This is a genomic window from Actinomyces culturomici (assembly GCF_900499005.1).
Taxonomy (GTDB): domain Bacteria; phylum Actinomycetota; class Actinomycetes; order Actinomycetales; family Actinomycetaceae; genus Pauljensenia; species Pauljensenia culturomici.
In genome coordinates, this window is record NZ_LS991316.1 from 1017945 (window position 1) to 1040851 (window position 22907).

At 70.9% G+C, this 22907-nt stretch carries 19 protein-coding genes and 5 tRNA genes; 4 read left to right on the top strand and 20 right to left on the bottom strand.

Translation table 11 applies throughout. The features are described 5' to 3' along the window. Positions 1-16: 16 nt before the first annotated feature. The 6 genes from DY157_RS04390 to glgA are packed head-to-tail and all read right to left on the bottom strand — an operon-like array spanning position 17 to position 7723. Positions 17-2959, bottom strand: a complete 2943-nt coding sequence (locus DY157_RS04390) for a bifunctional [glutamine synthetase] adenylyltransferase/[glutamine synthetase]-adenylyl-L-tyrosine phosphorylase (RefSeq protein ID WP_115727399.1) — start codon at positions 2957-2959, stop codon at positions 17-19. Continuing rightward, on the bottom strand, positions 2959-4293 hold the full coding sequence (locus tag DY157_RS04395; RefSeq protein ID WP_115727400.1) for a glutamine synthetase family protein: 1335 nt from the start codon (positions 4291-4293) through the stop codon (positions 2959-2961). Before DY157_RS04395 ends, DY157_RS04390 begins: the two co-directional genes overlap by 1 nt. Next, positions 4293-5192 (bottom strand): SPFH domain-containing protein, encoded by a 900-nt coding sequence (locus DY157_RS04400; RefSeq protein ID WP_235827067.1) that lies wholly within the window; start codon positions 5190-5192, stop codon positions 4293-4295. Before DY157_RS04400 ends, DY157_RS04395 begins: the two co-directional genes overlap by 1 nt. Positions 5193-5196: 4 nt before the next feature. Next, positions 5197-5658 (bottom strand): NfeD family protein, encoded by a 462-nt coding sequence (locus DY157_RS04405; RefSeq protein WP_115727401.1) that lies wholly within the window; start codon positions 5656-5658, stop codon positions 5197-5199. 11 nt (positions 5659-5669) lie between these two features. Beyond that, the gene (locus DY157_RS04410; RefSeq protein WP_115727402.1) at positions 5670-6458 is read right to left on the bottom strand and encodes an ABC transporter ATP-binding protein; all 789 of its coding nucleotides are present in this window, start codon (positions 6456-6458) and stop codon (positions 5670-5672) included. A 41-nt stretch (positions 6459-6499) separates the two neighbouring features. Then, positions 6500-7723: a glycogen synthase gene (gene glgA / locus DY157_RS04415; protein ID WP_115727403.1), complete on the bottom strand. Its 1224-nt coding sequence runs from the start codon at positions 7721-7723 to the stop codon at positions 6500-6502. 171 nt (positions 7724-7894) lie between these two features. Between glgA and DY157_RS04420 the strand changes: the two genes are divergently transcribed. Both DY157_RS04420 and serB read left to right on the top strand, forming a co-directional pair. Continuing rightward, entirely contained in the window at positions 7895-9133 is a 1239-nt protein-coding gene (locus DY157_RS04420; RefSeq protein WP_115727404.1) for a glucose-1-phosphate adenylyltransferase, read from the top strand. After that, entirely contained in the window at positions 9130-9828 is a 699-nt protein-coding gene (serB, locus tag DY157_RS04425; protein WP_115727405.1) for a phosphoserine phosphatase SerB, read from the top strand. Before DY157_RS04420 ends, serB begins: the two co-directional genes overlap by 4 nt. 12 nt (positions 9829-9840) lie before the next feature. Here the strand turns inward: serB and DY157_RS04430 are convergent, their stop codons facing one another. The 13 genes from DY157_RS04430 to DY157_RS04490 form a co-directional block, all read right to left on the bottom strand. Continuing rightward, positions 9841-10374, bottom strand: coding sequence for an NUDIX hydrolase (locus tag DY157_RS04430; RefSeq protein WP_115727406.1), 534 nt, complete (start codon positions 10372-10374; stop codon positions 9841-9843). Further along, positions 10371-11630: a PrsW family intramembrane metalloprotease gene (locus tag DY157_RS04435; RefSeq protein WP_115727407.1), complete on the bottom strand. Its 1260-nt coding sequence runs from the start codon at positions 11628-11630 to the stop codon at positions 10371-10373. The genes DY157_RS04430 and DY157_RS04435 overlap by 4 nt, the downstream gene beginning before the upstream one ends. A gap of 19 nt (positions 11631-11649) precedes the next feature. Further along, entirely contained in the window at positions 11650-12276 is a 627-nt protein-coding gene (pgsA, locus tag DY157_RS04440) for a phosphatidylinositol phosphate synthase (protein ID WP_115727408.1), read from the bottom strand. Beyond that, entirely contained in the window at positions 12276-12842 is a 567-nt protein-coding gene (locus DY157_RS04445; protein ID WP_115727409.1) for an HIT family protein, read from the bottom strand. Before DY157_RS04445 ends, pgsA begins: the two co-directional genes overlap by 1 nt. Before the next feature lies 1 nt (position 12843). Next, on the bottom strand, positions 12844-14871 hold the full coding sequence (gene thrS, locus DY157_RS04450) for a threonine--tRNA ligase (RefSeq protein WP_115727410.1): 2028 nt from the start codon (positions 14869-14871) through the stop codon (positions 12844-12846). Positions 14872-14920: 49 nt separating this feature from the next. Further along, positions 14921-15943: a lipid II:glycine glycyltransferase FemX gene (locus DY157_RS04455; RefSeq protein WP_115727411.1), complete on the bottom strand. Its 1023-nt coding sequence runs from the start codon at positions 15941-15943 to the stop codon at positions 14921-14923. Between the two features lie 10 nt (positions 15944-15953). After that, entirely contained in the window at positions 15954-17201 is a 1248-nt protein-coding gene (locus DY157_RS04460; RefSeq protein WP_115727412.1) for a carboxylate--amine ligase, read from the bottom strand. A gap of 159 nt (positions 17202-17360) precedes the next feature. Next, positions 17361-17432, bottom strand: a tRNA-Val gene (locus DY157_RS04465). 1 nt (position 17433) lies between these two features. Continuing rightward, positions 17434-17504: transfer RNA gene (locus tag DY157_RS04470), tRNA-Cys, on the bottom strand. A gap of 39 nt (positions 17505-17543) precedes the next feature. Then, a tRNA-Gly gene (locus tag DY157_RS04475) sits at positions 17544-17616 on the bottom strand. A gap of 62 nt (positions 17617-17678) precedes the next feature. Then, positions 17679-17750 (bottom strand) — tRNA-Val (locus DY157_RS04480). Position 17751: 1 nt separating this feature from the next. After that, positions 17752-17824, bottom strand: a tRNA-Gly gene (locus DY157_RS04485). 144 nt (positions 17825-17968) lie between these two features. Next, a complete protein-coding gene (locus DY157_RS04490) occupies positions 17969-19012 on the bottom strand; it encodes a lipid II:glycine glycyltransferase FemX (protein WP_160159450.1) in 1044 nt (347 codons plus the stop codon). Between the two features lie 154 nt (positions 19013-19166). Between DY157_RS04490 and DY157_RS04495 the strand changes: the two genes are divergently transcribed. Together DY157_RS04495 and DY157_RS04500 are read left to right on the top strand one after the other, a co-directional pair. Continuing rightward, positions 19167-19718: a DUF3000 domain-containing protein gene (locus tag DY157_RS04495; RefSeq protein ID WP_115727414.1), complete on the top strand. Its 552-nt coding sequence runs from the start codon at positions 19167-19169 to the stop codon at positions 19716-19718. A 3-nt stretch (positions 19719-19721) separates the two neighbouring features. Further along, positions 19722-20966 (top strand): HRDC domain-containing protein, encoded by a 1245-nt coding sequence (locus DY157_RS04500; protein WP_115727415.1) that lies wholly within the window; start codon positions 19722-19724, stop codon positions 20964-20966. 31 nt (positions 20967-20997) lie between these two features. On the opposite strand, the gene dxs is transcribed toward DY157_RS04500, so the two are convergent. Continuing rightward, complete coding sequence (gene dxs, locus DY157_RS04505; protein ID WP_235827068.1) at positions 20998-22881, bottom strand: 1-deoxy-D-xylulose-5-phosphate synthase; 1884 nt, start codon at positions 22879-22881, stop codon at positions 20998-21000. Positions 22882-22907 lie beyond the last annotated feature (26 nt).

The following is a 22907-nucleotide window of genomic DNA, read 5'->3' on the forward strand; positions in this document are numbered from 1 at the left end:
CTTTGCTCCTTCGCCGTCATTCCCAGAAGATCCTGTCCATCACCTGGCGCGAGCGCCTGGCCGCGCGCATCCAGTCCTCCTCGAGGTCGGCCTCCCGCCCGGCCCGATATCCGAGGGCCCGCGCGAGGGGATGGAGCTCGCGCGCGTCGCGCGGAACCGTATCGAGCTTCGCCCCCGACATCCGCCCGCTCGCAAGAACGTTGCCCGCGCGGATCCGGGAGGCGAGGGACCAGGCCTCGAGGAGAGTCGCGGCGTCCTCGGGCGAGAGGATCCCCGCGACGCGCAGGGCCTCGAGCGCCTCGACGGTCGACGGCGAGCGCAGGGAGGGGTCCTCGGAGCCGTGGCGGAGCTGGAGGAGCTGCACGACCCATTCGACGTCGGTGAGTCCCCCCGGCCCGAGCTTGACGTGCCGGGCGGGCTCGGCGCCGCGCGGAAGGCGCTCGGTCTCCATGCGCGCCTTGAGAAGCCGGATGTCGCGCAGCTCCTCGGGCGCGAGCGGCCCGGACCAGCGGACCGCGTCGAGCACGGCCGCGATGTTGCGGCGCAGGTCCTCGGGGCCGGCGACCGGACGCGCGCGCAGGAGGGCCTGACGCTCCCAGGTCGACCCCCACTTCGCGTAGTACTCGGCGAAGGATTCGACGGTCCTCGTCATCGAACCGGAGCGCCCCTCGGGGCGCAGGTCGAGATCGACGCCGACGCTCATCTGCGTCGTCGTCGAGCCGAGGAGGGCCTTCACCCGGTTAACGATCGCGGTCGCCGATTCCGCGGCCTGCGCGTCGCTCGCGCCGCCCGCCGGCCGATGGCAGGCGATGACGTCGGCGTCCGAGGCGTAGGAGGACTCCCGTCCGCCGTAGCGGCCCATCGCGACGAGGACCACTTCGGCGCGCGCTCCCCCGTGGGCGGCCGCGTCCTCCCGTTCGGCGATCGCGAGCGCCCCGACGAGCGCGGCGTCGGTCGCGTCGGCGATCGCGGCGCGCACGGGGGCGACGCCCTCAAGGAGGTCGGACATGCCAGCGCGCAGGAGCTCGCGGGACCGGACCGCGCGCACGCGCAGCGCCGCGTCGGCCGAGTCGGCGTGGCGTCCGATGAGGGAGGCGGCCTCGGCGCCGAGCGCTCCGGGGTCGCGGGCGGCGAGGTCGGCATCGGAGTCGAGCCAGGCGATCGCCTCGGGGCGGTTGGAGAGGGCCTCGGCGATCCAGCGCGAGTTCGGGAGCATGCGCATGAGCCTCGAGGCCGCGACGCCGGAGTCGCGGAGGAGCGCGAGATACCAGTGCGAGTCGCCGATCTGCTCGGAGAGCGCCCGGAAGTTGAGGAGCCCGAGGTCGGGGTCGGCGCCGTCGGCGAGCCAGGAGATGAAGACCGGGAGGAGGTGCCGCTGGATCTTCGCGCGTCGGCTCGTCCCGCGGGTGAGTGCCGCGATGTGGGCGAGGGCGCCGTTGGGATCGACGTATCCGATCGCCGCCAGGCGCGCGCGGGCGCCCGCCTCGTCGAGGGCGGCCTCGTCGGCGGACAGGCCCGCCGTCGCCTGGATGATCGGCCGGTAGAAGACCTCCTCGTGGAGGGCGCGCACCCGCGAGCGTACGCGCTCGAGCTCGCGCGAGAAGTCCTCGGCGGTTCCGAGGCCCACGGGGTCGATCGCCCGCCCCATGACGCGCAGCTCCGCCGGCGAGGTCGGGACGAGGTGCGTGCGGCGCATCCGCGTCAGCTGGGCGCGGTGCTCGACGGCCCGGAGGAAGCAGTAGCGCGATTCGAGCTCGGCGGCGTCGGTGCGGGCGACGTAGCCGCCGGCGGCGAGCGCGCGCAGGGCGTCGACCGTCGAAAGGACGTGGAGGGACTCGTCGGTGCGCCCGTGGACGAGCTGGAGGAGCTGGACGGTGAACTCGACGTCGCGCAGCCCCCCGCGTCCGAGCTTGATCTCCCGGTCGGCCTGGCTGCGCGGGATCGTCTCCTCGACGCGCTGGCGCATCGCCCGGGCGTTCTCGACGAAGCCTTCGCGCCCGGCCGCGGACCACACGAACTCCTTGGCGGCCGCTCGGAAGCGCTCTCCGAGCTCGGCGTCGCCCGCGGCCGGCCGCGCCTTGAGGAGCGCCTGGAACTCCCAGGTCTGCGCCCATTTGCGCCAGTACTGGACGAAGGAGTCGAGGGTGCGGACGAGGACGCCGTTGCGCCCCTCGGGCCGAAGATTCGCGTCGACCGTCCACAGCGGCTGCTCCGCGCCCGCGCCCGAACAGGCCTGCGCGGCGAGCGCGGCGAGCCGCGCGCCGAGCTCGACGGCGACCCGCTCCTCGACGCCGTCGGCGGGCTCGACGACGTAGACGACGTCGACGTCGGAGATGTAGTTGAGCTCCCGCGCCCCCGTCTTCCCCATCGCGATGATCGCGAGGCGCGCGCGGTTGCCCGGGTCGACGTCGCGCCTCGCGAGGGCGAGTGCCGCCTCGAGGGAGGCGTCGGCGAGGTCGGACATGCGCGCGCCGACCTCGGGCATGTGGGCGACCGGGTCCGGGCTCGTGAGGTCGTCGGCGACGACGTCGAGGAGGACGCGCCGGTAGGCGCGGCGCAGGTCGTCGCCGCTCGTCCCGGGGGCGGCGATCGGCGTCGGCGAGGCGGGGTCGGCGCCGACGGCGCCGAGGAGCTCGGCCCGCGGGGTCCCCGGCTCCTCCCAGATCCCCCGGCAGCGCGCCGGATCGGCGACGAGGTGATCGCCCCACCAGGCGGAGCCGCCGAGCACGGCGACGAGGCGCCGGAGCCGGTCACCGCCCTCGGCGACGATCCCCTCGAGCGCGGACGGGTCGGCCTCGTGGAGACGGACCGCCTGGAGGACGGCGAGGTCGGGATCCGCGCAGGCCGCGAGGACGGGAAGCCAGACGTCGAGGTCGCCGGGAAGCGGCGCGAGGAAGGACGCCGCGCGGGTCGGATCGAGGAATCCGGACCCCCGCAGGTCCTTCGGGCGCGCCTCCATCAGTAGACCTTGAGGAACTGACGGATCTCCTGGGGAGTGATCTGGCGGCGGTACTCGCGCCACTCCTTGTCCTTGTTCCTCACGACGTAGTCGAAGACCTCCTCGCCGAGCGCGGCGGCAACGAGGTCGGACTCGCGCATGAGCTTCACCGCGGTCGACAGCGAAGTGGGCAGGGCGTGGATGCCGAGGACCTGCCGCTCGCGATCCGTGAGGTCCCACACGTTGTCCTCGGCCTCGGGCATGAGCTCGAGGCGCTTCTCGATGCCGTCGAGGCCCGCGGCGATGAGGACGGCGAGCGCGAGGTAGGGGTTCGCGGCCGGATCGAGGGCGCGATACTCGATGCGCGCCGCCCTCCGCTTCTCCGGCTTGTACACGGGGACGCGGATGAGCGCGGAGCGGTTGTTGTGGCCCCAGCAGACGAACGACGGGGCCTCTCCCCCGCCCCACAGGCGCTTGTAGGAGTTGACGTACTGGTTCGTCACTGCGGTGATCTCGCGCGCGTGGGCGAGCAGTCCCGCGATGAAGCAGCGCCCCGTCTGCGAGAGCTGGTACTCCCCCGAGGGGTCGTAGAAGGCGTTCTCCTCGCCCTCGAAGAGCGAGAGGTGGGTGTGCATGCCCGAACCCGGATGATCGATGAAGGGCTTCGGCATGAAGGTTGCGACGAGGTCCTCGCGCAGCGCGACCTCCTCGATGACGGTGCGCGCGGTCATGATGTTGTCGGCCGCGGCGACCGCGTCGACGGCCCGCAGATCGATCTCGTTCTGGCCCGGTCCGCCCTCGTGGTGCGAGAACTCGACGGGGATCCCCATGTCCTCGAGCATGCGGACGGCCCGCCGCCGGAAGTCGTTCGAGTCGCCGCGCGCGACGTGATCGAAGTAGCCGGCGTTGTCGACGGGGACCATGCGGTCGACCGTGACCGGAGGGCGCAGGAGGTAGAACTCGATCTCCGGGTGGACCATGACGGTGAAGCCGAGGCCCCGCGCGCGCTCGACGACCCGCTCGAGGACGGCGCGCGGATCCGAGCGCGCCTGCTGCCCGTCGGGCGTGTGGACGTCGCAGAACATCCGCGCGACCGGGTCGGCGCTGCCGCGCCACGGGAGCATCTGGAAGGTCGAGGCGTCGGGGCGCAGGAGCATGTCGGACTCGTGGACGCGCGTGAGCCCCTCGATCGCGGAGCCGTCGAAGCCGATGCCCTCGCTGAACGCGTCCTCGAGCTCGCCCGGGTCGATGGCGACCGACTTGAGGACGCCGGCGACATCGGTGAACCACAGGCGGATGAAGCGGATGTCGCGCTGGGCGACCTCGCGGAGGACCTTCTCCTGCTGCTGATCCATCACTTCTCCTTCGCGCCCCCGAAGCCCTTGGCGATCGAGTCGAGAGCGGCGGTGAGCTCGGTCGGAACGACCCAGACCTTCGAGGAGTCGCCCTTGGCGATCTCGGGGAGCATCTGGAGGTACTGGTAGCTGAGGAGGTCGGGCGTCGGATCGCCCTCATGGATCGAGGAGAAGACCGTCGCGATCGCCTCGGCCTCGCCCTTCGCGCGGGTGATCGCGGCCTGCGCCTGACCCTCGGCCCGCAGGATCGCCGACTGCTTCTCGCCCTCGGCCTGGAGGATCTGGGACTGGCGGACGCCCTCGGCGGTGAGGATCGCGGCGCGCTTGTCGCGCTCGGCGCGCAGCTGCTGCTCCATCGCCTGCTGGATCGAGGGCGGCGGGTCGATCGCCTTGAGCTCGACGCGGTTGACGCGGATGCCCCAGCGGCCGGTCGCCTCGTCGAGGACGCCGCGCAGCTGTGTGTTGATCGAGTCGCGGCTCGTCAGCGTCTGCTCGAGGTCGAGCGAGCCGATGACGTTGCGCAGGGTCGTGACGGTGAGCTGTTCGATCGCCTGGATGAAGTTCGCGATCTCGTAGGTCGCGTGCATGGGGTCGGTGACCTGGTAGTAGATCACCGAGTCGATGGAGACGACGACGTTGTCGGCGGTGATGACGGGCTGCGGCGGGAAGCTCGTCACCTGCTCGCGCAGGTCGACGCGCGCGGCGATCCGGTCGATGAAGGGCACGAGGACGTGGAAGCCGCCGTACATCACCGTGTGGAACTTGCCGAGGCGCTCGACGACGAGCGCGCGCGGCTGGGGAACGATCTGGATCGCGCGCCCGAGGGCGAGCGCGACGAGGACGACGAGGAGGACGAGGACGAGCAGTCCGGGTCCGATGGTCAGGATCGAGGATTCCACGGTTTCACCTTCCGTTTGTGGCCGTGATCGGCGGGGCGTCGGGGTCGAGGGCGACGAGGGCGGTCGCCCCGTCGATGGCGAGGACGCGCACACGCGTCCCGGGCGCGAGATCGGGGCCGTCGGTGCGGGCCGACCAGACCTCCCCGAGGAGGCGGACGCGCCCGTCGCGCGCGGTCGTCGTCTCGAGGACGAGGGCGGTCTCGCCGACGAGGGCGTTGACGTTCGTCGTGATGTTCGGCGTCGACTGCGCGAGACGCGCCTTGATCCACGGGCGCCCGACGACGAGGAGGACGACGGAGACAATCGCGAAGGTCGCGACCTCGAGCGTGAGGCCCGCCCCGAGGAGGCTCGCGGCGGAGGCCCCGAGCGCGCCAAGCGCGAGCATGAGGAAGACGAAGTCGACCGTGCCGATCTCGATGATCCCGAGGATCACGGCCGCGGCGAGCCACCAGAGCGCGTGCCCCATCGCTCCCCCGTTCAGCGGCCGAGCCCGCGCGCCCACCAGCGGCCCGCGTCGCGGCCGGCGGTGAGGGGGAGCTCGTAGGCGGTCGAGAGGGTGACGCCGGTGAGGACCTCGTCGATGGGTCCGGAGGCGATGATCCGTCCGCGGGCCATGACGGCCGCGTGCGTGATCCCCGCGGGGATCTCCTCGAGCTGGTGGGTGACGAGGACGACCTGCGGGGCGCGCGCCCCGCTCATGATCTCCTCGAGCGCGCCGACGAGGAGCTCGCGGGCGCCGAGGTCGAGTCCCGCGGTCGGCTCGTCGAGGACGAGGACCTCCGGGTCGGCCATGAGGGAGCGGGCGAGGAGGACGCGCTGGGCCTCGCCCTCGGAGAGCGTGCGGAACTCCCGATCGGCGAGGTGGGCGATGCCGAAGGCGGCGAGGAGGTCGGCGCAGCGCGCCTCGTCCTCGGCCTCGTAGGCCTCCGAGCGGCGGACGGCGACGCCCCAGGCGGCCGTGCGCACGAGGTCCTTCGCGAGCTGCCCGCCGCGGATCGAGTGGGCCTGCGACTTCGAGACGAGGGCGACGCGGGTGGCGAGCTCGGCCGGGGCGATCCCGCGGACGTTCTCCCCGTCGAGGGACGCCGCGCCCTCAGTGAGGGGGATGCGCCCGGAGGCCGCGCGGACGAGCGTCGTCTTCCCCGCTCCGTTGGGGCCGAGGATCGTCCAGTGCTCGCCCGGCTCCGTCCTCCAGTCGACGGAGTCGAGGATCGCGGTGCCGGTGCGGACGAAGGAGGCGCGCTCGAGCGCGAGGACGGAGGTCATGGCCCCTACCCTACCCGCGTGCGCCGCCTCCGTCCCGGGCGTCAGACCAGCTCGCGGTAGAGGGCGGCGGTCTTCTCGCCGATCGCGTCCCAGGAGAACGAATCGCGCGCCCGGGCGAGTCCCGCGGCTCCCATGCGCCGCGCGAGATCGGCGTCGTCGAGGACGGCGATGAGGCGCTCGGCCATGTCGTGCTCGAACCGCTCGGGGTCGAGCGGCGTGCCGGTCCCGTCGGTCATCTGCTCGATGGGGACGAGGTAACCGGTCTCCCCGTCGACGATGACGTCGGGGATGCCTCCGGTCGCGGTGCCGACGACGGGCAGTCCGAGCGCCATCGCCTCGAGGTTGACGATCCCGAGGGGCTCGTAGACCGAGGGGGTGATGAAGACGTCGGCCGCGTCGAGGATCGCGGCGACCTGCGGCTGCGGGAGCATCTCGGTGATGAGGACGACTCCCGAACGGGACGCGGCGAGCTCGGCGACGAGGCCGTCGACCTCGGCCGCGATCTCGGGCGTGTCAGGGGCGCCCGCGCACAGGACGATCTGGACGTCGTCGGGCAGGAGGCGCGCGGCGCGCAGGAAGTGCGGGAGGCCCTTCTGGCGGGTGATGCGCCCGACGAAGACGACGGTCCGCCGCTCGGGGTCGATGCCGTGGTCGGCGAGGACCCGGGCCTGGAGCTCCTTCTCCTCCGGCGTCTCGGGCGCGCGCCACTTCGCGAGGTCGATGCCGTTGTGGATGACGCGGACGCGATCGGGATCGACGGCCGGGTAGCAGCGGAGGATGTCCTCGCGCATGCCGCGCGAGACGGCGACGATCGCGGCCGCGGCCTCGTAGGCGGTCTTCTCGACGTACGAGGAGACCCGGTAGCCGCCTCCGAGCTGCTCCGCCTTCCACGGGCGCAGCGGCTCGAGGGAGTGGGCGGAGATGACGTGCGGGACCCCGTGAAGGAGGGAGGAGAGATGTCCGGCGAAGTTCGCGTACCACGTGTGCGAGTGGACGAGATCGGTGCCCTCGGTCGCCGAGACCATCTCGAGGTCGACGCCGAGCGTTCGCAGGGCCGCGTTCGCGCCCTCGAGCTCGGCGATCTCGGGGTGTCCGACGACGCCGGGATCCCCGCCCGGGGCTCCCGGCTCGCGCGGCCCGTCGAAGGCCTGGACGCGCAGGTCCTCGATCCTCGGACGGAGGACCTTGGCGAGCTCGGCGACGTGGACGCCGGCCCCTCCGTAGACGTGCGGCGGGTATTCGCGTGTGAGGAGGTCGACGCGCATGAGGGTGCCTTCCGAGGAGGACGGATCGATCCGGACAAGACTATCGCGTCGTGACGGGAGTCACGGCAGGTCGGATGGGATGGCCGGGAAAACGTGCACCCGCAAATGTGATCGGCGCCACGCTGTGGGATATCGCTGCGCGTCAGCGGCGCCGCCCCTACTCTTGGGGCCATGGCGAAGAACCACGTACTCGCAATCGTCCTCGCAGGCGGAGAGGGCAAGCGACTCATGCCGCTGACCAACGACCGCGCGAAGCCCGCAGTCCCCTTCGGGGGCCATTTCCGTCTCATCGACTTCGCGCTGTCGAACATCGTGAACTCCGGCTATCTCAAGATCGTCGTCCTCACGCAGTACAAGTCGCACTCGCTCGACCGGCACGTGACGAAGACCTGGTACACGTCGCCGCTCCTCGGCAACTTCATCGCGCCGGTCCCCGCCCAGCAGCGCCGCGGACCGCACTGGTACCTCGGCAGCGCGGACGCGATCTACCAGTCGCTCAACATCGTCGACGACGAGCAGCCCGACTACATCGTCATCATCGGCGCGGACAACATCTACCGGATGGACTTCTCCGCGATGGTCGAGCACCACAAGGCCTCCGGCCTGCCCGCGACCGTCGCCGGCATCCGCCAGCCGATCGAGATCGCCCCCTCGCTCGGCGTCATCGACTCCGAGGGCGGCGTCATCAAGGAGTTCCTCGAGAAGCCCGCGAATCCCGTGGGCCTTCCCGACGACCCGACGAAGGTGCTCGCCTCGATGGGCAACTACGTCTTCACGACGAAGGACCTCGTCGCGGCGCTGCGCGAGGATGCGCACGATCCCGACTCGAAGCACGACATGGGCGGGAACATCATCCCGTGGTTCGTCGCCCGCGGGGAGTGCGGCGTCTACGACTTCCAGGACAACGACGTGCCGGGCTCGACCGACCGCGACCGCGACTACTGGCGCGACGTCGGCACGCTCGACGCGTACTACGACGCGAACATGGACCTCATCTCCGTCCACCCGGTGTTCAACCTCTACAACCGCGAGTGGCCGACGATGACGATGATCGACGGGTCGCTCCCCCCGGCGAAGTTCGTCTACGGCGAGGAGCACTCCCGCATGGGGCACGCCGTCGACTCCTTCGTGTCGCCCGGCGTCATCATCTCCGGCGGCGAGGTCTACCACTCGATCGTGTCCCCGAACTCCTACGTCCACTCGTGGGCGCAGGTCACCGACTCCGTCCTCATGCACGGATGCCGGATCGGGCGCCACGCGGTCGTCGCGAAGTCGATCCTCGACAAGAACGTCGTCCTCGAGGAGGGCGCCGTCGTCGGCCTCGATCACGAGCGCGATCGCGAGCGCGGCTTCACCGTCACGGAGTCGGGCATCACGATCGTCCCCAAGGGCATGGTCGTCACCCGGTGAGCGCGGGACCCGAGGCGCTCCTCCCGACCGCCGCGTCGCTCGGGAGGACGCCCCAGACCCCTGCGCCCCGGCTCCTCGTCACCGACGTCGACTCGACGCTCATCGCCGAGGAGGTCATCGAGGAGCTCGCCGAGCGCGCGGGCACCCGCGCCCTCGTCGCCGCCGTCACCGCGCGCGCGATGAACGGGGAGATCGACTTCGCCGAGTCGCTGCGCCAGCGCGTCGCGACCCTCGCGGGCGTCCCGGAGTCGGTGTTCGCCGCCGTCCTCGACAAGATCCACCCGACGCCGGGGGTCCAGGACCTCATCGACGCCGTCCACGCCGCGGGCGGATTCTTCGGCGTCGTCTCCGGCGGATTCGAGGAGGTCGTCGGGCCCTTGTGCGCGCGCATGGGCATCGACCACTACCTCGCCAATCGCCTCGAGGTCTCCGGAGGCGTCCTCACCGGCCGAGTCCTCGGGGACATCGTCACCGCGGACGCGAAGGTCGCGGCGCTCGAGCGGTGGACCGCGGAGCACGCGCTCACCCGCGAGGAGACCGTCGCGATCGGCGACGGAGCGAACGACGTGCCGATGATGCGCGCGGCGGGCCTCGGAATCGCCTTCTGCGCGAAGCCCTCGGTACGCGAGGCCATGGAGCACTCGCTCGACGTCCGCAGACTCGACGTCCTCATCGCACCGCTCGGCCTCGCCTGAGGCCCGCGGCTCTCAGCGCTCGCGCTCTTCGATGACGCGGAGGAGTCCGTCCCAGCCTCTCAGCCACCCGCGCACCCGGTCGACGAGGTCGCGCGGGTACACCTCGCACGTCACCTGCTCGACCGCGAGCTCCTCGACGTCCCACCAGCGCTGCTCGTCGATGACGTCGCGCTCGAGGTCGGTCCAGCCGTCGTCGGTCAACGCGCGTGCGCGCGTGCGCCCGAGGAAGAACCACTCGTCCTGGCGCCCGGTGACGGAGAGGAAGTCGAACTCGGCGCGGCGGTAGAGGACCGGGCCGACGAGGCCCTCCGGATCGAGCCGGATGCCGGTCTCCTCGAAGAGTTCGCGGACGGCGGCCTCGCGCGGGCTCTCCCCCGCCATGATCCCGCCGCCGATCGTGAACCACCACTGCCGCTCGGGCTGGTCGCGATCGTGCCCCTGTGCGAGGAGGAGCCGGTCCGATTCGTCGAAGAGGACGACGCGCGCGGCCTCGCGGTGCGGGAAGCCGTCGGCGTCGAGCGGCCACTCGTCGCCGAGGGCGCTCATCGCCGCCTCCCGTTCGCCGATGCGGCGACCTCGACGAGTCGGAGGAACTCCTCGCGGTGCCCGGTCGCCGCGCGCAGGAGGTCCCTGTCGGCCTCGACGCGACCGGGCCTCGGCCCGAGCCGCTCCTGCATCCGCTGATCGAGCCCGAGCGCGGCGATTTCGCCGAGGAAGGCGGCCATCGCGCGCGACGCGTCCTTGCCCCCGCCGCGCGCCCAGCGGCGGGCCGTGCGACGACCGTGCGCATCGGCGACCATGTCGACCTCGGCGGGCAGGATCCACCCCGTGCGGACGTACGGGACGAGGCCCTCGCGGATCGAGCGCGCCTCGCGGTTCGAGAGGACGAGAAGGGCGGTCATCCACAGAGCGAAGAAGGGGACCTCGAAGAGGACGTAGTTCGACAGCCACGAGGAGACGTCGCCCGAACCGAAGAAGTTCCACATCGAGTGGGTGGCGACGGCGAGGCAACAGCCGAGGATCACGGTCGCGACCCTTCCGATGGAGGTGCGCGAGCGGACGACCGCCCAGGCGAGCGCCATGCCGGTGAAAGAGGTCGCCATCGGGTGGACGAAGGGGCTGAGGACGCCGCGGAGGATGAGGGTCACCGTGAGGGCCGCCTGGCCCTGGGTCGACGCCTGGAGGAAGTACTGCATGTTCTCGATGAACGCGAATCCCGCGCCGGAGAACCCCGCGTAGACGACGCCGTCGAGGAGCGAGTGGATCGTGTTGCGTCGCGCGAGCACGATGAGGAGGACGCCCGCCGCCTTCATCGTCTCCTCGGCGAGAGGGGCGACGACGACCGCGGTGAAGCGCATCGCCTCCGTCTCGTCGCCGAGGACGAGAGAGGCGTTGAGGAGAACCGCGGAGTTGACGATCGACGCGACGATGATCGCGACGCCCGCGCCCCAGGCGAAGGCGACGCCGCGCGTCCACCAGGGCTCGGACTCCCATCGGTCGATGTAGAGGAGCACGGCGATGACGACGACGAGCGGAAGGGCCGCGAGGACGGCGACGTGCGCGACCGTGTAGGCGTCTGCGAGCGAGAGGTAACCGATGATCGAGGCGACGATGCAGAGGATCCCGATGACGGAGAGGACGACCTCGAACCACGGGAAGCGGCGCTTCGCGCGCGGGACGTCCCACAGGGGCGCGGCCCGTCCGGGCTCGGGACGCTCGACGGCGGCGCGCGAGGCGTCGGGGCGGATCCGCGCGAGGCGGAACTCCTCCCCCGGTCCCGTCGACGCGGATTCGGCGGTCATGGTCGTCCTGGCCCCCGCTTCAGCGGGACTCGGTCCTCAGGGAGCGGGCGGTGAAGGCGATGCGCTGGACGACAGTGATGAGCGACCCGAGCGCGACCCAGCCGAGACCGACGACGAGCCACCAGTCGCCCCACCCGAAGTCGGCGAAGGCGGCGCCCGCGAGTCCGGCGATGAGGCGGTCCGTGCGCTCGGCGATCCCGACCTTCGCCTCGACGCCGACGGACTCGGCGCGCGCCCTCGCGTAGGGCACCGCGCCCGCGCCGACGATCGCGGCGAGACCGAGCGCGATCGCCCAGGCGCGGGCCGCTCCGGGCTCGAGACCGAACACCGCCCAGGCGGTGAGCGAGGCGAAGACGGCGCCGTCGGCGAGACGGTCGAGCGTCGAATCGAGGAACGCGCCGAAGCGCGTCCCGCCCGTCGTCATCCGGGCGAGCGTCCCGTCGACCGAGTCCATGAAGAGGACGACGGCGAGGCCGAGGGCGCCCTGCCACACGTGCCCGAAGGGGATCGTCGAAACGGCGATCGCGATCGAGACGATCGTGCCGGTGATCGTCACCTGGTCGGGGGTGACGCCGAGGCGCGCGAGGACGCGCGCGAGCGGCGTGAAGATCGTCCGGGTGATCGAGCGCCCGTGGTTGCCGAGCATCAGTCCTCCTTCGGCCAGGCGTTCTCGAGGAGCTCGCGGGCGTCCTCGAGGAGCTGCGGCACGGCCTTCGTCCGCGCGATGATCGGGAGGAAGTTCGCGTCCCCGAGCCAGCGCGGCACGACGTGCTGGTGGAGGTGGGCGGCGATGCCGGCGCCCGCGACCTCCCCCTGGTTCATCCCGAGGTTGAACCCCTGGGGCCCCGACACCTCCCGGAGCACCCGCATCGCCGTCGCCGTCAACTCGCCGAGCTCGACGCGCTCGTCCTCGGCGAGATCCGTGTAGTCGGACACGTGACGATACGGGCAGACGAGGAGGTGCCCCGAGTTGTAGGGGAAGAGATTCATGAGGACGAAGCACGTCCGCCCTCGATGCACGACGAGGCCCTCGGCGTCCGATTTGCCGGGTGCCGCGCAGAACGGGCACGCGGTGCCCGACGAGTCCGCGGGCTTGCCCTCCCCGTTGATGTACGCCATTCGATAGGGCGTCCAGAAACGGGAGAAGGCGTCCGGGACGCCCGCCAGCGCGCGGGCGTCCTCGGTCGGCAGGGCCGCGCCGTCCCCGTTCATCTCAGTCGCCGACCTCGAAGAGGTCGGAGTTCGAGCGCGACCGCACGTGCGCGACGATCCGCGCCACGGCCTCGTCGACCGGAACGCCGTTGTCCTGCGAGCCGTCGCGGAAGCGGAAGGAGACCGCGCCCGCCTCGACGTCCTCGCCGCCGGCGATGAGCGTGAAGGGGACCTTCTCCTTCGAGGCATTGCGGATCTTCTTGCCGAAGCGGTCGTCGGAGTGGTCGACCTCGACGCGGATTCCCTCGGCGCGAAGCGTGGCGGCGACCTCGTCGACGTAGTCGTCGAAGGCCTCGGCGACGGGCACGAGCTTCACCTGGACGGGCGCGAGCCACGCCGGGAAGGCGCCCGCGTAGTGCTCGGTGAGAACGCCGATGAAGCGCTCGACCGAGCCGAGCTTCGCGGAGTGGAGCATGATCGGGCGCTGGCGGGAGCCGTCGGCGGCCGTGTACTCGAGGTCGAAGCGGTCGGGCTGGTTGAAGTCGTACTGGATCGTCGACATCTGCCAGGTGCGGCCGATGGCGTCCTTCACCTGGACGGACACCTTCGGGCCGTAGAAGGCGGCGCCGCCCGGATCGGGGACGAGGTCGAGGCCCGTCGAGGCGCAGACCTCCTCGAGGGTGCGGGTCGCGGCCTCCCAGTCCTCGTCCGAGCCGATGAACTTGTCCTTGTGAGCGCCGTCCTCGTCGCGGGTCGAGAGCTCGAGGTAGAAGTCGGTGAGGCCGAAGGCCTTGAGGATCGAGAGGAAGAACTCGATCTGCTTCTCGATCTCGGCGGGGGCCTGCTCGCGCGTGCAGTAGGTGTGCGAGTCGTCCTGGGTGAAGCCGCGCATGCGGGTGAGGCCGTGGACGACGCCGGACTTCTCGTAGCGGTAGTCGTGGCCCATCTCGAAGAAGCGGAGCGGGAGCTCGCGGTAGGAGCGCCCGCGCGATCGGAAGATGAGGTTGTGCATCGGGCAGTTCATGGCCTTGAGGTAGTACTCCTGGCCTGCCTTCGTCACATTGCCCTCGGCGTCCGTCTCCTCGTCGACGCTCATCGGGGGGAACATCGTGTCCGCGTAGTACGGGAGGTGGCCCGAGGTGTGGAAGAGCCCGCCCTTCGAGATCTCCGGAGTGTGGACGAAGTCGAAGCCGGCGCGCTCGTGGCGCTCGATGACGTACTTCTCGATCTCGTGGCGCAGGATGCCGCCCTTGGGGTGGAAGACGACGAGGCCGGGGCCGATCTCCTCGGGGAAGGAGAACAGGTCGAGCTCGGCGCCGAGTCGGCGGTGGTCGCGGCGCTCGGCCTCCTTGATCCGCTCCTGGTGGGCGACGAGGTCCTCCTTCGACTTCCACGCGGTGCCGTAGATGCGCTGGAGGGAGTCGTTCGCCTGATCGCCCTTCCAGTAGGCCGACGACGACTTCGTGAGGGCGAAGCCGTTGCCGATGAGGCGGGTGCTCGGAAGGTGGGGGCCCCGGCAGAGGTCCTTCCACGCGACGGTGCCGTCGCGGCGGACGTTGTCGTACATCGTGAGCTCGGCGCCGCCGACCTCGACGCTCGCGCCCTCGGCGCCGTGGCCCTTCGTCGTCACGAGCTCGAGCTTGTAGGGCTGGTCGGCGAGTTCGACGCGGGCCTCGTCCTCGGTGATCGTACGGCGACGGAAGGTCTGGCCCTCCTTGACGATGCGCTTCATCCGCTTCTCGAGCTCGCGGAGGAGCTCGGGGGTGACGGCGTCGATGTTGCCGAAGTCGTAGTAGAAGCCGTCGGTGATGAACGGCCCGATGCCGAGATCGACGTCCGGGAAGAGGTCCTGGACGGCCTGGGCGAGGACGTGGGTCGTCGAGTGGCGGAGGATGTCGAGGCCCGCCTGCGAGTCGAGCGTGATCGCCTCGACCGTCGTGCCGGCCTCGAGCGGGGTCTCGAGATCCTTGGAGACGCCGTCGACGCTCAGCGCCACGACCTCGGAGCGGGAGTCGTACCACGTCGTGCCCGTGGTGCCCTCCTCCACCTGCACTGGGGCGCCATCGATGACGAGCTCGATCACGGGCACGGGGTCCTCCTTGGGTCGGTGGCGGTTGAACGCCCCGAGTCTACTCGCCTCAGCGCGCGGGGCGCAGACGGCGCTTGAGGGCGAGAAGGGAGCGGGCGAGCGCGTACTGGGACTTCGAGACGGGCATGTCCCAGGCTCCCGCGACGTCGGTGAAGTGGTTGGCGAAGGAGCGCTTGTACTTGCCGACGGTGAAGAGGCAGGGGACGCGCGGCGAATGGACGCCGCGCAGGTCGAGGCCCTCGTAGCCCTCGGCGCCGAGCCGCGCCGCGACGTCGAAGTCGAGGAGCTGGGCGCATCCGAGGGCCCGTGCCTTCGCCGAGGACGCCCCGTACTCGGCCTGCGCCTTCTTGCCGTTGAGAAGGACGATGTCCCAGCACAGGAGGGCGCCCGAGGCGTCGCGGGCCGCGAAGACGCGCGCGTGCTCGGGTCCGAGCGACTCGAGGAGGGCGACGTAGACGCTCGCCGGGTGGGGGCGGAAGCCGTCGCGCTTCGCCGTCTCGACAAGGACGGAGTAGTACTCGGCGAAAGCGGCGGCGGACAGACCGGTCTCCTCGTGGAGGGTGATGCCCTCCGCCTCGGCCTTCGCGCGCGACCGGCGGATCCGACGGCGCCCGTCGGTCGACATCGTCTCGAGGATCGATTCGGGGGTCCCGCCGGAGGAGTCGATGACGACCGTCCGGTCGAAGGTCACCGTTTGGAGGACGTCGTCGAGGTCGGGGGCGGAGTACCAGGCGTGGAGCCGGACGAAGACGATCCCCTTGTCGCGCTCCTTCACGTGGGCGCGCAGGTCGGCGCGCATGGCCGCCTCGCGCTCGGGCGTCGGCTCCTTGATCCACACGGGGCCGTTCTTCGCCCAGAGGTAGCGGAAGTTGCGGAGCCTGTGCTCGTAGAGCGCGATGAGGGCGGCGCACTTGTCGCCCTCGTACCACCCGAGGAGCCCCCACAGGCCGTGGCCCTGGGAGCGCGAGAAGGCCTCCCAGTGCTCGGACTGCTCGATCGGGAGACCGCCGATCCCCGATGCGGCGCGACGCATCTCGTCGGCGCTGAGTTCGGCGATTCGGGTGGTGGGCATGGGCATCCTTTCAGAACGACCGGTCGGTCGCCTCGGGGTAGTAGCGGGCGAACTTGCGGTGGTGATTGAGCTTCTGGAGGCGCACCGTGATGTTGCGCTTGAGGGACTTCTCCGCGGGGTTGAGGAGCGGGTCGAAGCGCTTGCCGGCGCGGATCAGTTCGACCACGTGCGCCTTGAGATCGGCGTCGCGGACGTACTTGAGGAGCAGCGAGTCGGGGACCATCGAGTAGAGGACCTCGTCGCGCATTCTCGACTGCTCGACGGCGCGGCCCTCGACGAGGTCGGGGACCATAACGGACATCGGGTTCGCGCCGGCCGCCGTCATGTACCAGTTGTTCCGGCCGATTCGCGGATTGACCTCGAAGAAGACGGCGCGCGAGTCGCGAGGATCGATCTTCACGTCGAAGTTCGCGAATCCGCGGTAGCCCGCGGTCCTCAGGAGGCGCTCGGCCTTCTCCCACAGCTCGGGGAACTCCTCGGTGATCATCGCGACGGGATTGCCGATCATCGTCGGCGCATGGTCCTCGAGGAGGACGCGCGCCGAGCCGATGAGGGTGACCTCACCGCGAGAGTCGACGTAGGCGGTGATCGAGCGCATCGCGGTGTTGTCCCCGGGGATGAGCTCCTGGACGAGGAACACGTCGCGGAAGCCCGCCTCGCCGAGCGTCGTCCACAGCTCGGCGAGCTCGGCCGCCGATTCCATGAACCAGATCTTCCGCTTGCCCTCGAAATGGACGAGGTCGTAGGCGTCGCCGCGCGAGGCCTTGGCGACGACCGGGAAGTCGAAGGGGATCTCGGGCGCGCGCCAGGAGTCGGAGTAGTCGGCGAAGTCGACCTCCACGCCGCGGGGGGTATCGATCCCCTCGGCCGCGCAGGCCCTCGCGAAGGCCGCCTTGTCGGTGAGGCACTCGATGACGTTGAGCGAGGGGAAGGGCAGCGCGTAGGAGGCGCCGAGGACCTCGCGGTTGCGGGCGACGAAGGCGGAGTGGACGTCGTGGTTCGCCATGAGGACGAGGTCGGCGTCCGGGTGGGCGGCCGCGATCCCGAGGAGTTCGGCGACGAGGGCGTCGTCGGAGATGCCGGCGGGGATCGTGTGGACGTCGAAGAAGTTGGAGCCCGTGATCGCGACGGTCGGCTCGTTGGCGACGCAGAGGCAGCGGCACGCGAAGGCCTCGTTGAAGGAGCGGCCGATCCCGTAGACGCCGAAATCCCCGCCGAGGATGACGGGGAGGAGCGACGTCGTGCCGTGAGCGCGCATGTGGACCACCTTTACTGACGAAGTGCGAGTGTAGGGAGCACTCGCTCCCAAGGATATGGGGGGATGCCCTGATCGCTCCCCCATCGACCTGCGGCGATTCGCCCGGCGGGCGCCGCGGATACGACGAAGTCCCGGATCCAGCGGATCCGGGACTCTCAGTGGGCGATACTGGGATCGAACCAGTGACCTCTTCCGTGTGAAGGAAGCGCGCTACCCCTGCGCCAATCGCCCGAGGTGGGTACGGGATTCGAACCCGTGTGTACGGCTTTGCAGGCCGCTGCCTCGCCTCTCGGCCAACCCACCGCGCAACCCTCCGGAAGCGCTGGGCGTCCGGGGTTGACGAGCGGATGACGGGACTCGAACCCGCGACCCTCACCTTGGCAAGGTGATGCTCTACCAACTGAGCCACATCCGCGAATGACCGCCGTGCGGTCTGGGGTTCACACCCCGTCGAGTCCGAATGAATCGGAACGACCGTGGGCGATACTGGGATCGAACCAGTGACCTCTTCCGTGTCAGGGAAGCGCGCTCCCGCTGCGCCAATCGCCCGAGCGGATGACGGGACTCGAACCCGCGACCCTCACCTTGGCAAGGTGATGCTCTACCAACTGAGCCACATCCGCGTTTCTCGCGACCCCGAGGGGCTCGCTTCGAACGGGTAATACCCTAACAGGACGCCCGGCGAAATGCGAAATCGGGAGGGCGTTGCGCGCATCACAAGCGTGTCATTCGGCCTGATCTCGCGGGAAAGTCCCCGTTCGACGGGCCTAGTGCCGGATCGAGTGGAGGATCCGGCGGGCCCGTTGGACCCCGAAGTACACCCAGGGGCGCAGGACGATCTCACGAGCCGGCGCGACCGCGACGACCTCTTTGGAGAACTTCGTCTTGAACTCGTTGAGCCCGCCCAGGCTCGGCGCGATGTCCGATCCGATTCCCATGAGGTCGAAGGCGACCACTCCCCTGCGCGCGAGGTCGAGGCACTCGAAGAGGACGAGGCGGTCGGTGACGCGCAAGCGCATCACCTCCGACTTCGACGCGGCGCAGTAGCGCCACGCCCGCCTGCCCGACAGACAGACGATCGACCAGCAGACGACCTCCCCGTCGATCCGGCCGGCGAACAGCCTCGCGCGCTCGGGGCCGAGATCGGAGAGCATCCGCTGGTAGAACTCCGCGGGCCAGGGGACGAAGCCGTCGCGCTCGGCGGTCTGCCGCATCACCGCGTGGTAGGGCTCGAAGTCGGCCGTCGCGGCCTCCGTCTCATCGGCACACTCGAGTCCGGACTCGCGGACGGACTTGCGGACGTCGCGCCGTCCGCGCGGCTTGAAGCGCGCGAGGATCTCCTCGGTCGCCGCGTCGTCGTCGAGGTCGGGGCTCGAGATCGAGGTGTCGATGACGACCGTCGAGTCGTAGGTGATGAGGGAGCCGGGGAGCATCGCCCCCTCGGGCGCGCTCGCGAGGTCGAGGCGCAGGTGGGTGGCGCCGGCGTCGATCGCCTTCATGTTCGTCACGAGGGCGGTGACGAGCGCCGACTCGTCGTCGGGGGCCGGGACGGAGAACCAGACGGGACCGTGGCGCAGCCAGACGAAGCGCGTCCCGTGATCGTTGACGCGAGTCGCGAGGAACGACGCGCGATCGACGCCGGAGTCGTCGGAGACGAGGAAGTAGCCGAGCGACGTCCGATCGGAGTCGGATTCGTCGAAGGAGGCCCATTGGGGGGTCTGCTCGATCGGGGAGTCCACGCCGGCCGCGGCGAGAGCCGCCGCAACCTCGTCCGCATCGCTCCGGCGCAGAGTCCATGAAGAGTCGGTCATCGTCATCCTTCCGATGGGCGAGCGTTCACCCGTATGAGGCGACGCTACGAGCATGCGCGGGCGCGGGCAATGCGAGACGCCGAATCACGCGCCATCTCACACCGCGGCGGCGCGCCGGGCGGGCGGCGCCGCGATCGGCCCCTAGCCTGGAGCGGTGGACGAGCGCGCACTTCCCGAGGACTTCATCGAGGCACTCCTCAGCCTCCGGAACGCCCCGCGCAATCCCCGGATCGAGCTCGAGGAGGTGCCGCCGCCCCGTCGGCTCGCGCCCTTCACCGCCGCCCTCGCGATGCGGACGCTCGACGAGGAGTTCTCCGAGCCCCTCGCGACCGGGAGATTCGTCGTCCTCCACGACCCCGACGGCCAGCACGGGTGGAACGGGACGTTCCGCATCGTCGCGCAGCTGCGCAGCCACATCGATCCCGAGATGGGGAACGACCCGCTCCTCGCCGAGGCGCTGTGGGCGTGGGCGGACGAGTGCCTCGTCGACGCCGGCGCCGCCTTCCACGACCTCACGGGCACGGTGACCCGGGAGACGTCGGAGGCCTTCGGCGGGCTCGTTCTGCGCGGCTCGACGCTCAACGTCGAGATGCGCGCGTCGTGGACCCCGGACTCGCCCTCGATCGGCGAGCACCTCGTCGGATGGTCCGACCTCGTGCTGAGGACGTGCGGAGTGGCGTCGCAGCGTTTCCTCGAAGGAGTGTGAGGCGTGCGCATCGCCAACGCCGACGGCCTGCCCGTCGGAGACACGGAGAACCCCGAGCTCGTCGCCTCGCCGCGCGACGGCATCCCCGAGATCATCGAGACCGCGGACGCCCTCGAGCGCGCCGCGGCGTCCCTCGAGAGGGGGACGCGCCCCGTCGCCCTCGACGTCGAGCGCGCCCAGGGCTTCCGCTACGGCAACGACCCCTACCTCGTGCAGATCCGACGGGAGGACGTCGGCACCTTCCTCATCGACACCGCGGCCCTCCCCGACCTCTCGGTCCTTCAGAAGGGGCTCGACGAGGTGTGGCTCCTCCACGACGCCGCCCAGGACCTTCCGAACCTCCGGTGGACGGGCCTGACGTGTCCCGCGCTCTTCGACACGGAGCTCGCCGCGCGCCTCGTCGGTCTCGAGCGCTTCGGTCTCGCCGCCGTCGCCGAGCAGGTGCTCGGCCTCGGCCTCGTCAAGGACCACCAGGCCTCCGACTGGTCGATCCGCCCGTTGCCGAAGGACTGGCTCCGCTACGCTGCCCTCGACGTCGAGCTCCTCACCGAGCTCTACCGCCGCCTCGGACAGCGCCTCCACGACCTCGGCCGCTGGGAGTGGGCCGTCGAGGAGAACGCGCACCTCGCCGCCAAGCCCGCGCCCGAGCCGAAGGCCGACCGCTGGCGCTCCCTGCCGGGCGCCGGAAAGATCCGCTCGCGCCGCGGCCTCGCGGTCCTCGAGGGGCTGTGGGAGGCGCGCGAGCGCATCGCGGCGGACCTCGATCTGGCACCGGGGCGCCTCGTCCGCAACGCCGCGCTCGTCAAGGCCGCGCAGACCCCGCCGCGCAACCGACGCGCCCTCCAGTCGATCTCCGAGTTCCGCTCCCCCGTCGCCCGCCGCTACGCCGACGACTGGCTGCGGTCGATCACCCGGGCGATGGTCGCCGACGAGGCGGAGCTCCCGCCGCTGCGCGCCCCGCGGCTCCCCGGCGCGATCCCCGAAGCGCGCTCGTGGGCGCGGATCGACGAGGACGCGGCGGCGCGCCTCGCGGCGGTGAGGGGGGCGATGACCCGCTTGTCCGACGAGCTCGGCATCGCGCCCGAGGTGATCCTCGAGCCGCGCGTCCAGCGCTACGTCGCGTGGGCGCCCCTCGACCCGAAGCGCCCGAGCGGCGACGAGGTCGAGGAGCGCATGTACGACCAGGGCGCGCGCGATTGGCAGATGGATCTCGTTCTCGATCCGATCTGCGACGCGCTCGGGGTCTGAGGCTCCCCCCGTTCCGTCGTCGGCCCGCGCCCTAGAGCCGCTCGACGCGCGCGCGGATCCGCTCGGCGATCGAAGCCGCGTCGAGCCCGAGCTCGGCGAGGATCTCCGGGCGCTCCCCGTGGTCGAGGAATCGCTTGGGCACGCCGAGGGCGAGGAGCGGAATCGCGGTGTCCGAGAGCGCCTCGCGCAGCGCCCACCCGAATCCGCCGTCGACGATCCCGTCCTCGGCGGTGACAACGAGGCGGGCGGAGGCGGCGAGGTCGACGAGGCCCTCCTTGACGGGAAGGAGGCGCACGGGGTCGACGACCCGGACGCGCAGGTCGGGCGCGAGCGCGGAAGCCGCCTCGAGGCACTGGGGGACGAGGGATCCGGCCGCGACGAGGAGGACGTCGACCCCGTCCTCGTCGGGTTCGGCGAGGACGTCGACGTCGGCCTCGACGCGCAGCGCCGGCATCGGCGCGGGCATCGACCCCTTCCGATAGCGGACGACGGTCGGTCGGTCGTCGATCGCGACGGCGCGGCGGAGGGATGCGCGCAGGGTCTCCTCGTCGCGCGGGGCGGAAAGGTCGAGGTCGGGGACGATCTGGCACATCGCGATGTCCCACATCCCGTTGTGCGAGGGGCCGTCGACGCCGGTGATGCCCGCGCGGTCGAGGACGATCGTCACGCCCGCGCGGTGGAGGGCGACGTCCATGAGGAGCTGGTCGAAGGCGCGGTTGAGGAAGGTCGCGTAGAGCGCGACGACCGGGTGGGCGCCCTCGTAGGCCATGCCGGCGGCGCTCGCGAGGGCCTCCTGCTCGGCGATGCCGACGTCGACGACGCGGTCGGGGAACTCCTTCTTCATGGGGGCGAGTCCGACGGGCGCCATCATCGCGGCCGTGACTCCGATGATCCGCTCGTCGGCGCGGGCGAGGCGGACGATCTCATCGGCGAAGACGCTCGTCCAGCCGAAGCGCGCCGGGGCGACGGGCAGACCGGTCTCGGGGTGGATGGGGCCGACGGCGTGGAAGCGGTCGGCGATGTCCTCCTCGGCGGGCGTGTAGCCCCTCCCCTTCTCGGTGATCGCGTGGACGAGGACCGGCTGATGGAGGGTCTTCGCGAGGGCGAGGACGTTCTCGACCGCGACGAGGTCGTGGCCGTCGGCGGGGCCGAGGTACTTGAGACCGAGGTCCTCGAACATCACCTGCGGGACGAGCGCGTCCTTGAGGCCGGCCTTGAGGCCGTGGAGCGCGTCGAAGGCCGCTCTGCCCGGCTCCCCCATCGCGAGGAGGCGACGCTTGCCCCATGCGAGGGCCCTCTCGTAGCCCTCGGAGGTGCGCAGGGCGTCGAGATGGTGGGCGAGGCCGCCGATCGTCGGCGCGTAGGAGCGCCCGTTGTCGTTGACGACGACGAGCACGCGGCGGTCCTTCGAGGCGGCGACCCTGTTGAGGGCCTCCCACGCCATGCCGCCGGTGAGGGCGCCGTCGCCGATCACCGCGATCGTCCAGGAGTCGTCGCCCCTGCGGCGCTTCTCGCGGGAGATGCCGTCGGCCCACGCGATCGACGAGGACGCGTGGGAGGACTCGACGACGTCGTGAACCGACTCGGCGCGCGACGGGTAGCCGGACAGGCCCCCGGCCTGGCGGAGCTTCGAGAAGTCCTGGCGGCCGGTGAGGAGCTTGTGGACGTAGGACTGGTGGCCCGTGTCGAAGAGGAGCGTGTCGGTGGGAGAGTCGAAGACGCGGTGGAGGGCGATCGTCAGCTCGACGACGCCGAGGTTCGGGCCGAGGTGCCCGCCCGTCTTCGAGACCTCTGAGATGAGGAACTCGCGGATCTCGCGCGACAGGTCGACGAGTTCCGAGGGCGTGAGCGCGCGAAGATCCGACGGGGAATCGATCCTCGGGAGGAGGCGTGAGCCCGCATCAGATGACTGCATGCGTCGGATTCTAATGTGCCGGGCAC

What these genes read in the sequence shown, in the direction of transcription:
- DY157_RS04390 (WP_115727399.1), bottom strand. Translation starts at nt 2,959, where the DNA reads ATGGAGGCGCGCCCGAAGGACCTGCGGGGGTCCGGATTCCTCGATCCG.
- DY157_RS04395 (WP_115727400.1), bottom strand. Translation starts at nt 4,293, where the DNA reads ATGGATCAGCAGCAGGAGAAGGTCCTCCGCGAGGTCGCCCAGCGCGAC.
- DY157_RS04405 (WP_115727401.1), bottom strand. Translation starts at nt 5,658, where the DNA reads ATGGGGCACGCGCTCTGGTGGCTCGCCGCGGCCGTGATCCTCGGGATC.
- DY157_RS04410 (WP_115727402.1), bottom strand. Translation starts at nt 6,458, where the DNA reads ATGACCTCCGTCCTCGCGCTCGAGCGCGCCTCCTTCGTCCGCACCGGC.
- glgA (WP_115727403.1), bottom strand. Translation starts at nt 7,723, where the DNA reads ATGCGCGTCGACCTCCTCACACGCGAATACCCGCCGCACGTCTACGGA.
- DY157_RS04420 (WP_115727404.1), top strand. Translation starts at nt 7,895, where the DNA reads ATGGCGAAGAACCACGTACTCGCAATCGTCCTCGCAGGCGGAGAGGGC.
- DY157_RS04430 (WP_115727406.1), bottom strand. Translation starts at nt 10,374, where the DNA reads ATGAGCGCCCTCGGCGACGAGTGGCCGCTCGACGCCGACGGCTTCCCG.
- DY157_RS04435 (WP_115727407.1), bottom strand. Translation starts at nt 11,630, where the DNA reads ATGACCGCCGAATCCGCGTCGACGGGACCGGGGGAGGAGTTCCGCCTC.
- pgsA (WP_115727408.1), bottom strand. Translation starts at nt 12,276, where the DNA reads ATGCTCGGCAACCACGGGCGCTCGATCACCCGGACGATCTTCACGCCG.
- DY157_RS04445 (WP_115727409.1), bottom strand. Translation starts at nt 12,842, where the DNA reads ATGAACGGGGACGGCGCGGCCCTGCCGACCGAGGACGCCCGCGCGCTG.
- DY157_RS04455 (WP_115727411.1), bottom strand. Translation starts at nt 15,943, where the DNA reads ATGCCCACCACCCGAATCGCCGAACTCAGCGCCGACGAGATGCGTCGC.
- DY157_RS04460 (WP_115727412.1), bottom strand. Translation starts at nt 17,201, where the DNA reads ATGCGCGCTCACGGCACGACGTCGCTCCTCCCCGTCATCCTCGGCGGG.
- DY157_RS04490 (WP_160159450.1), bottom strand. Translation starts at nt 19,012, where the DNA reads ATGACCGACTCTTCATGGACTCTGCGCCGGAGCGATGCGGACGAGGTT.
- dxs (WP_235827068.1), bottom strand. Translation starts at nt 22,881, where the DNA reads ATGCAGTCATCTGATGCGGGCTCACGCCTCCTCCCGAGGATCGATTCC.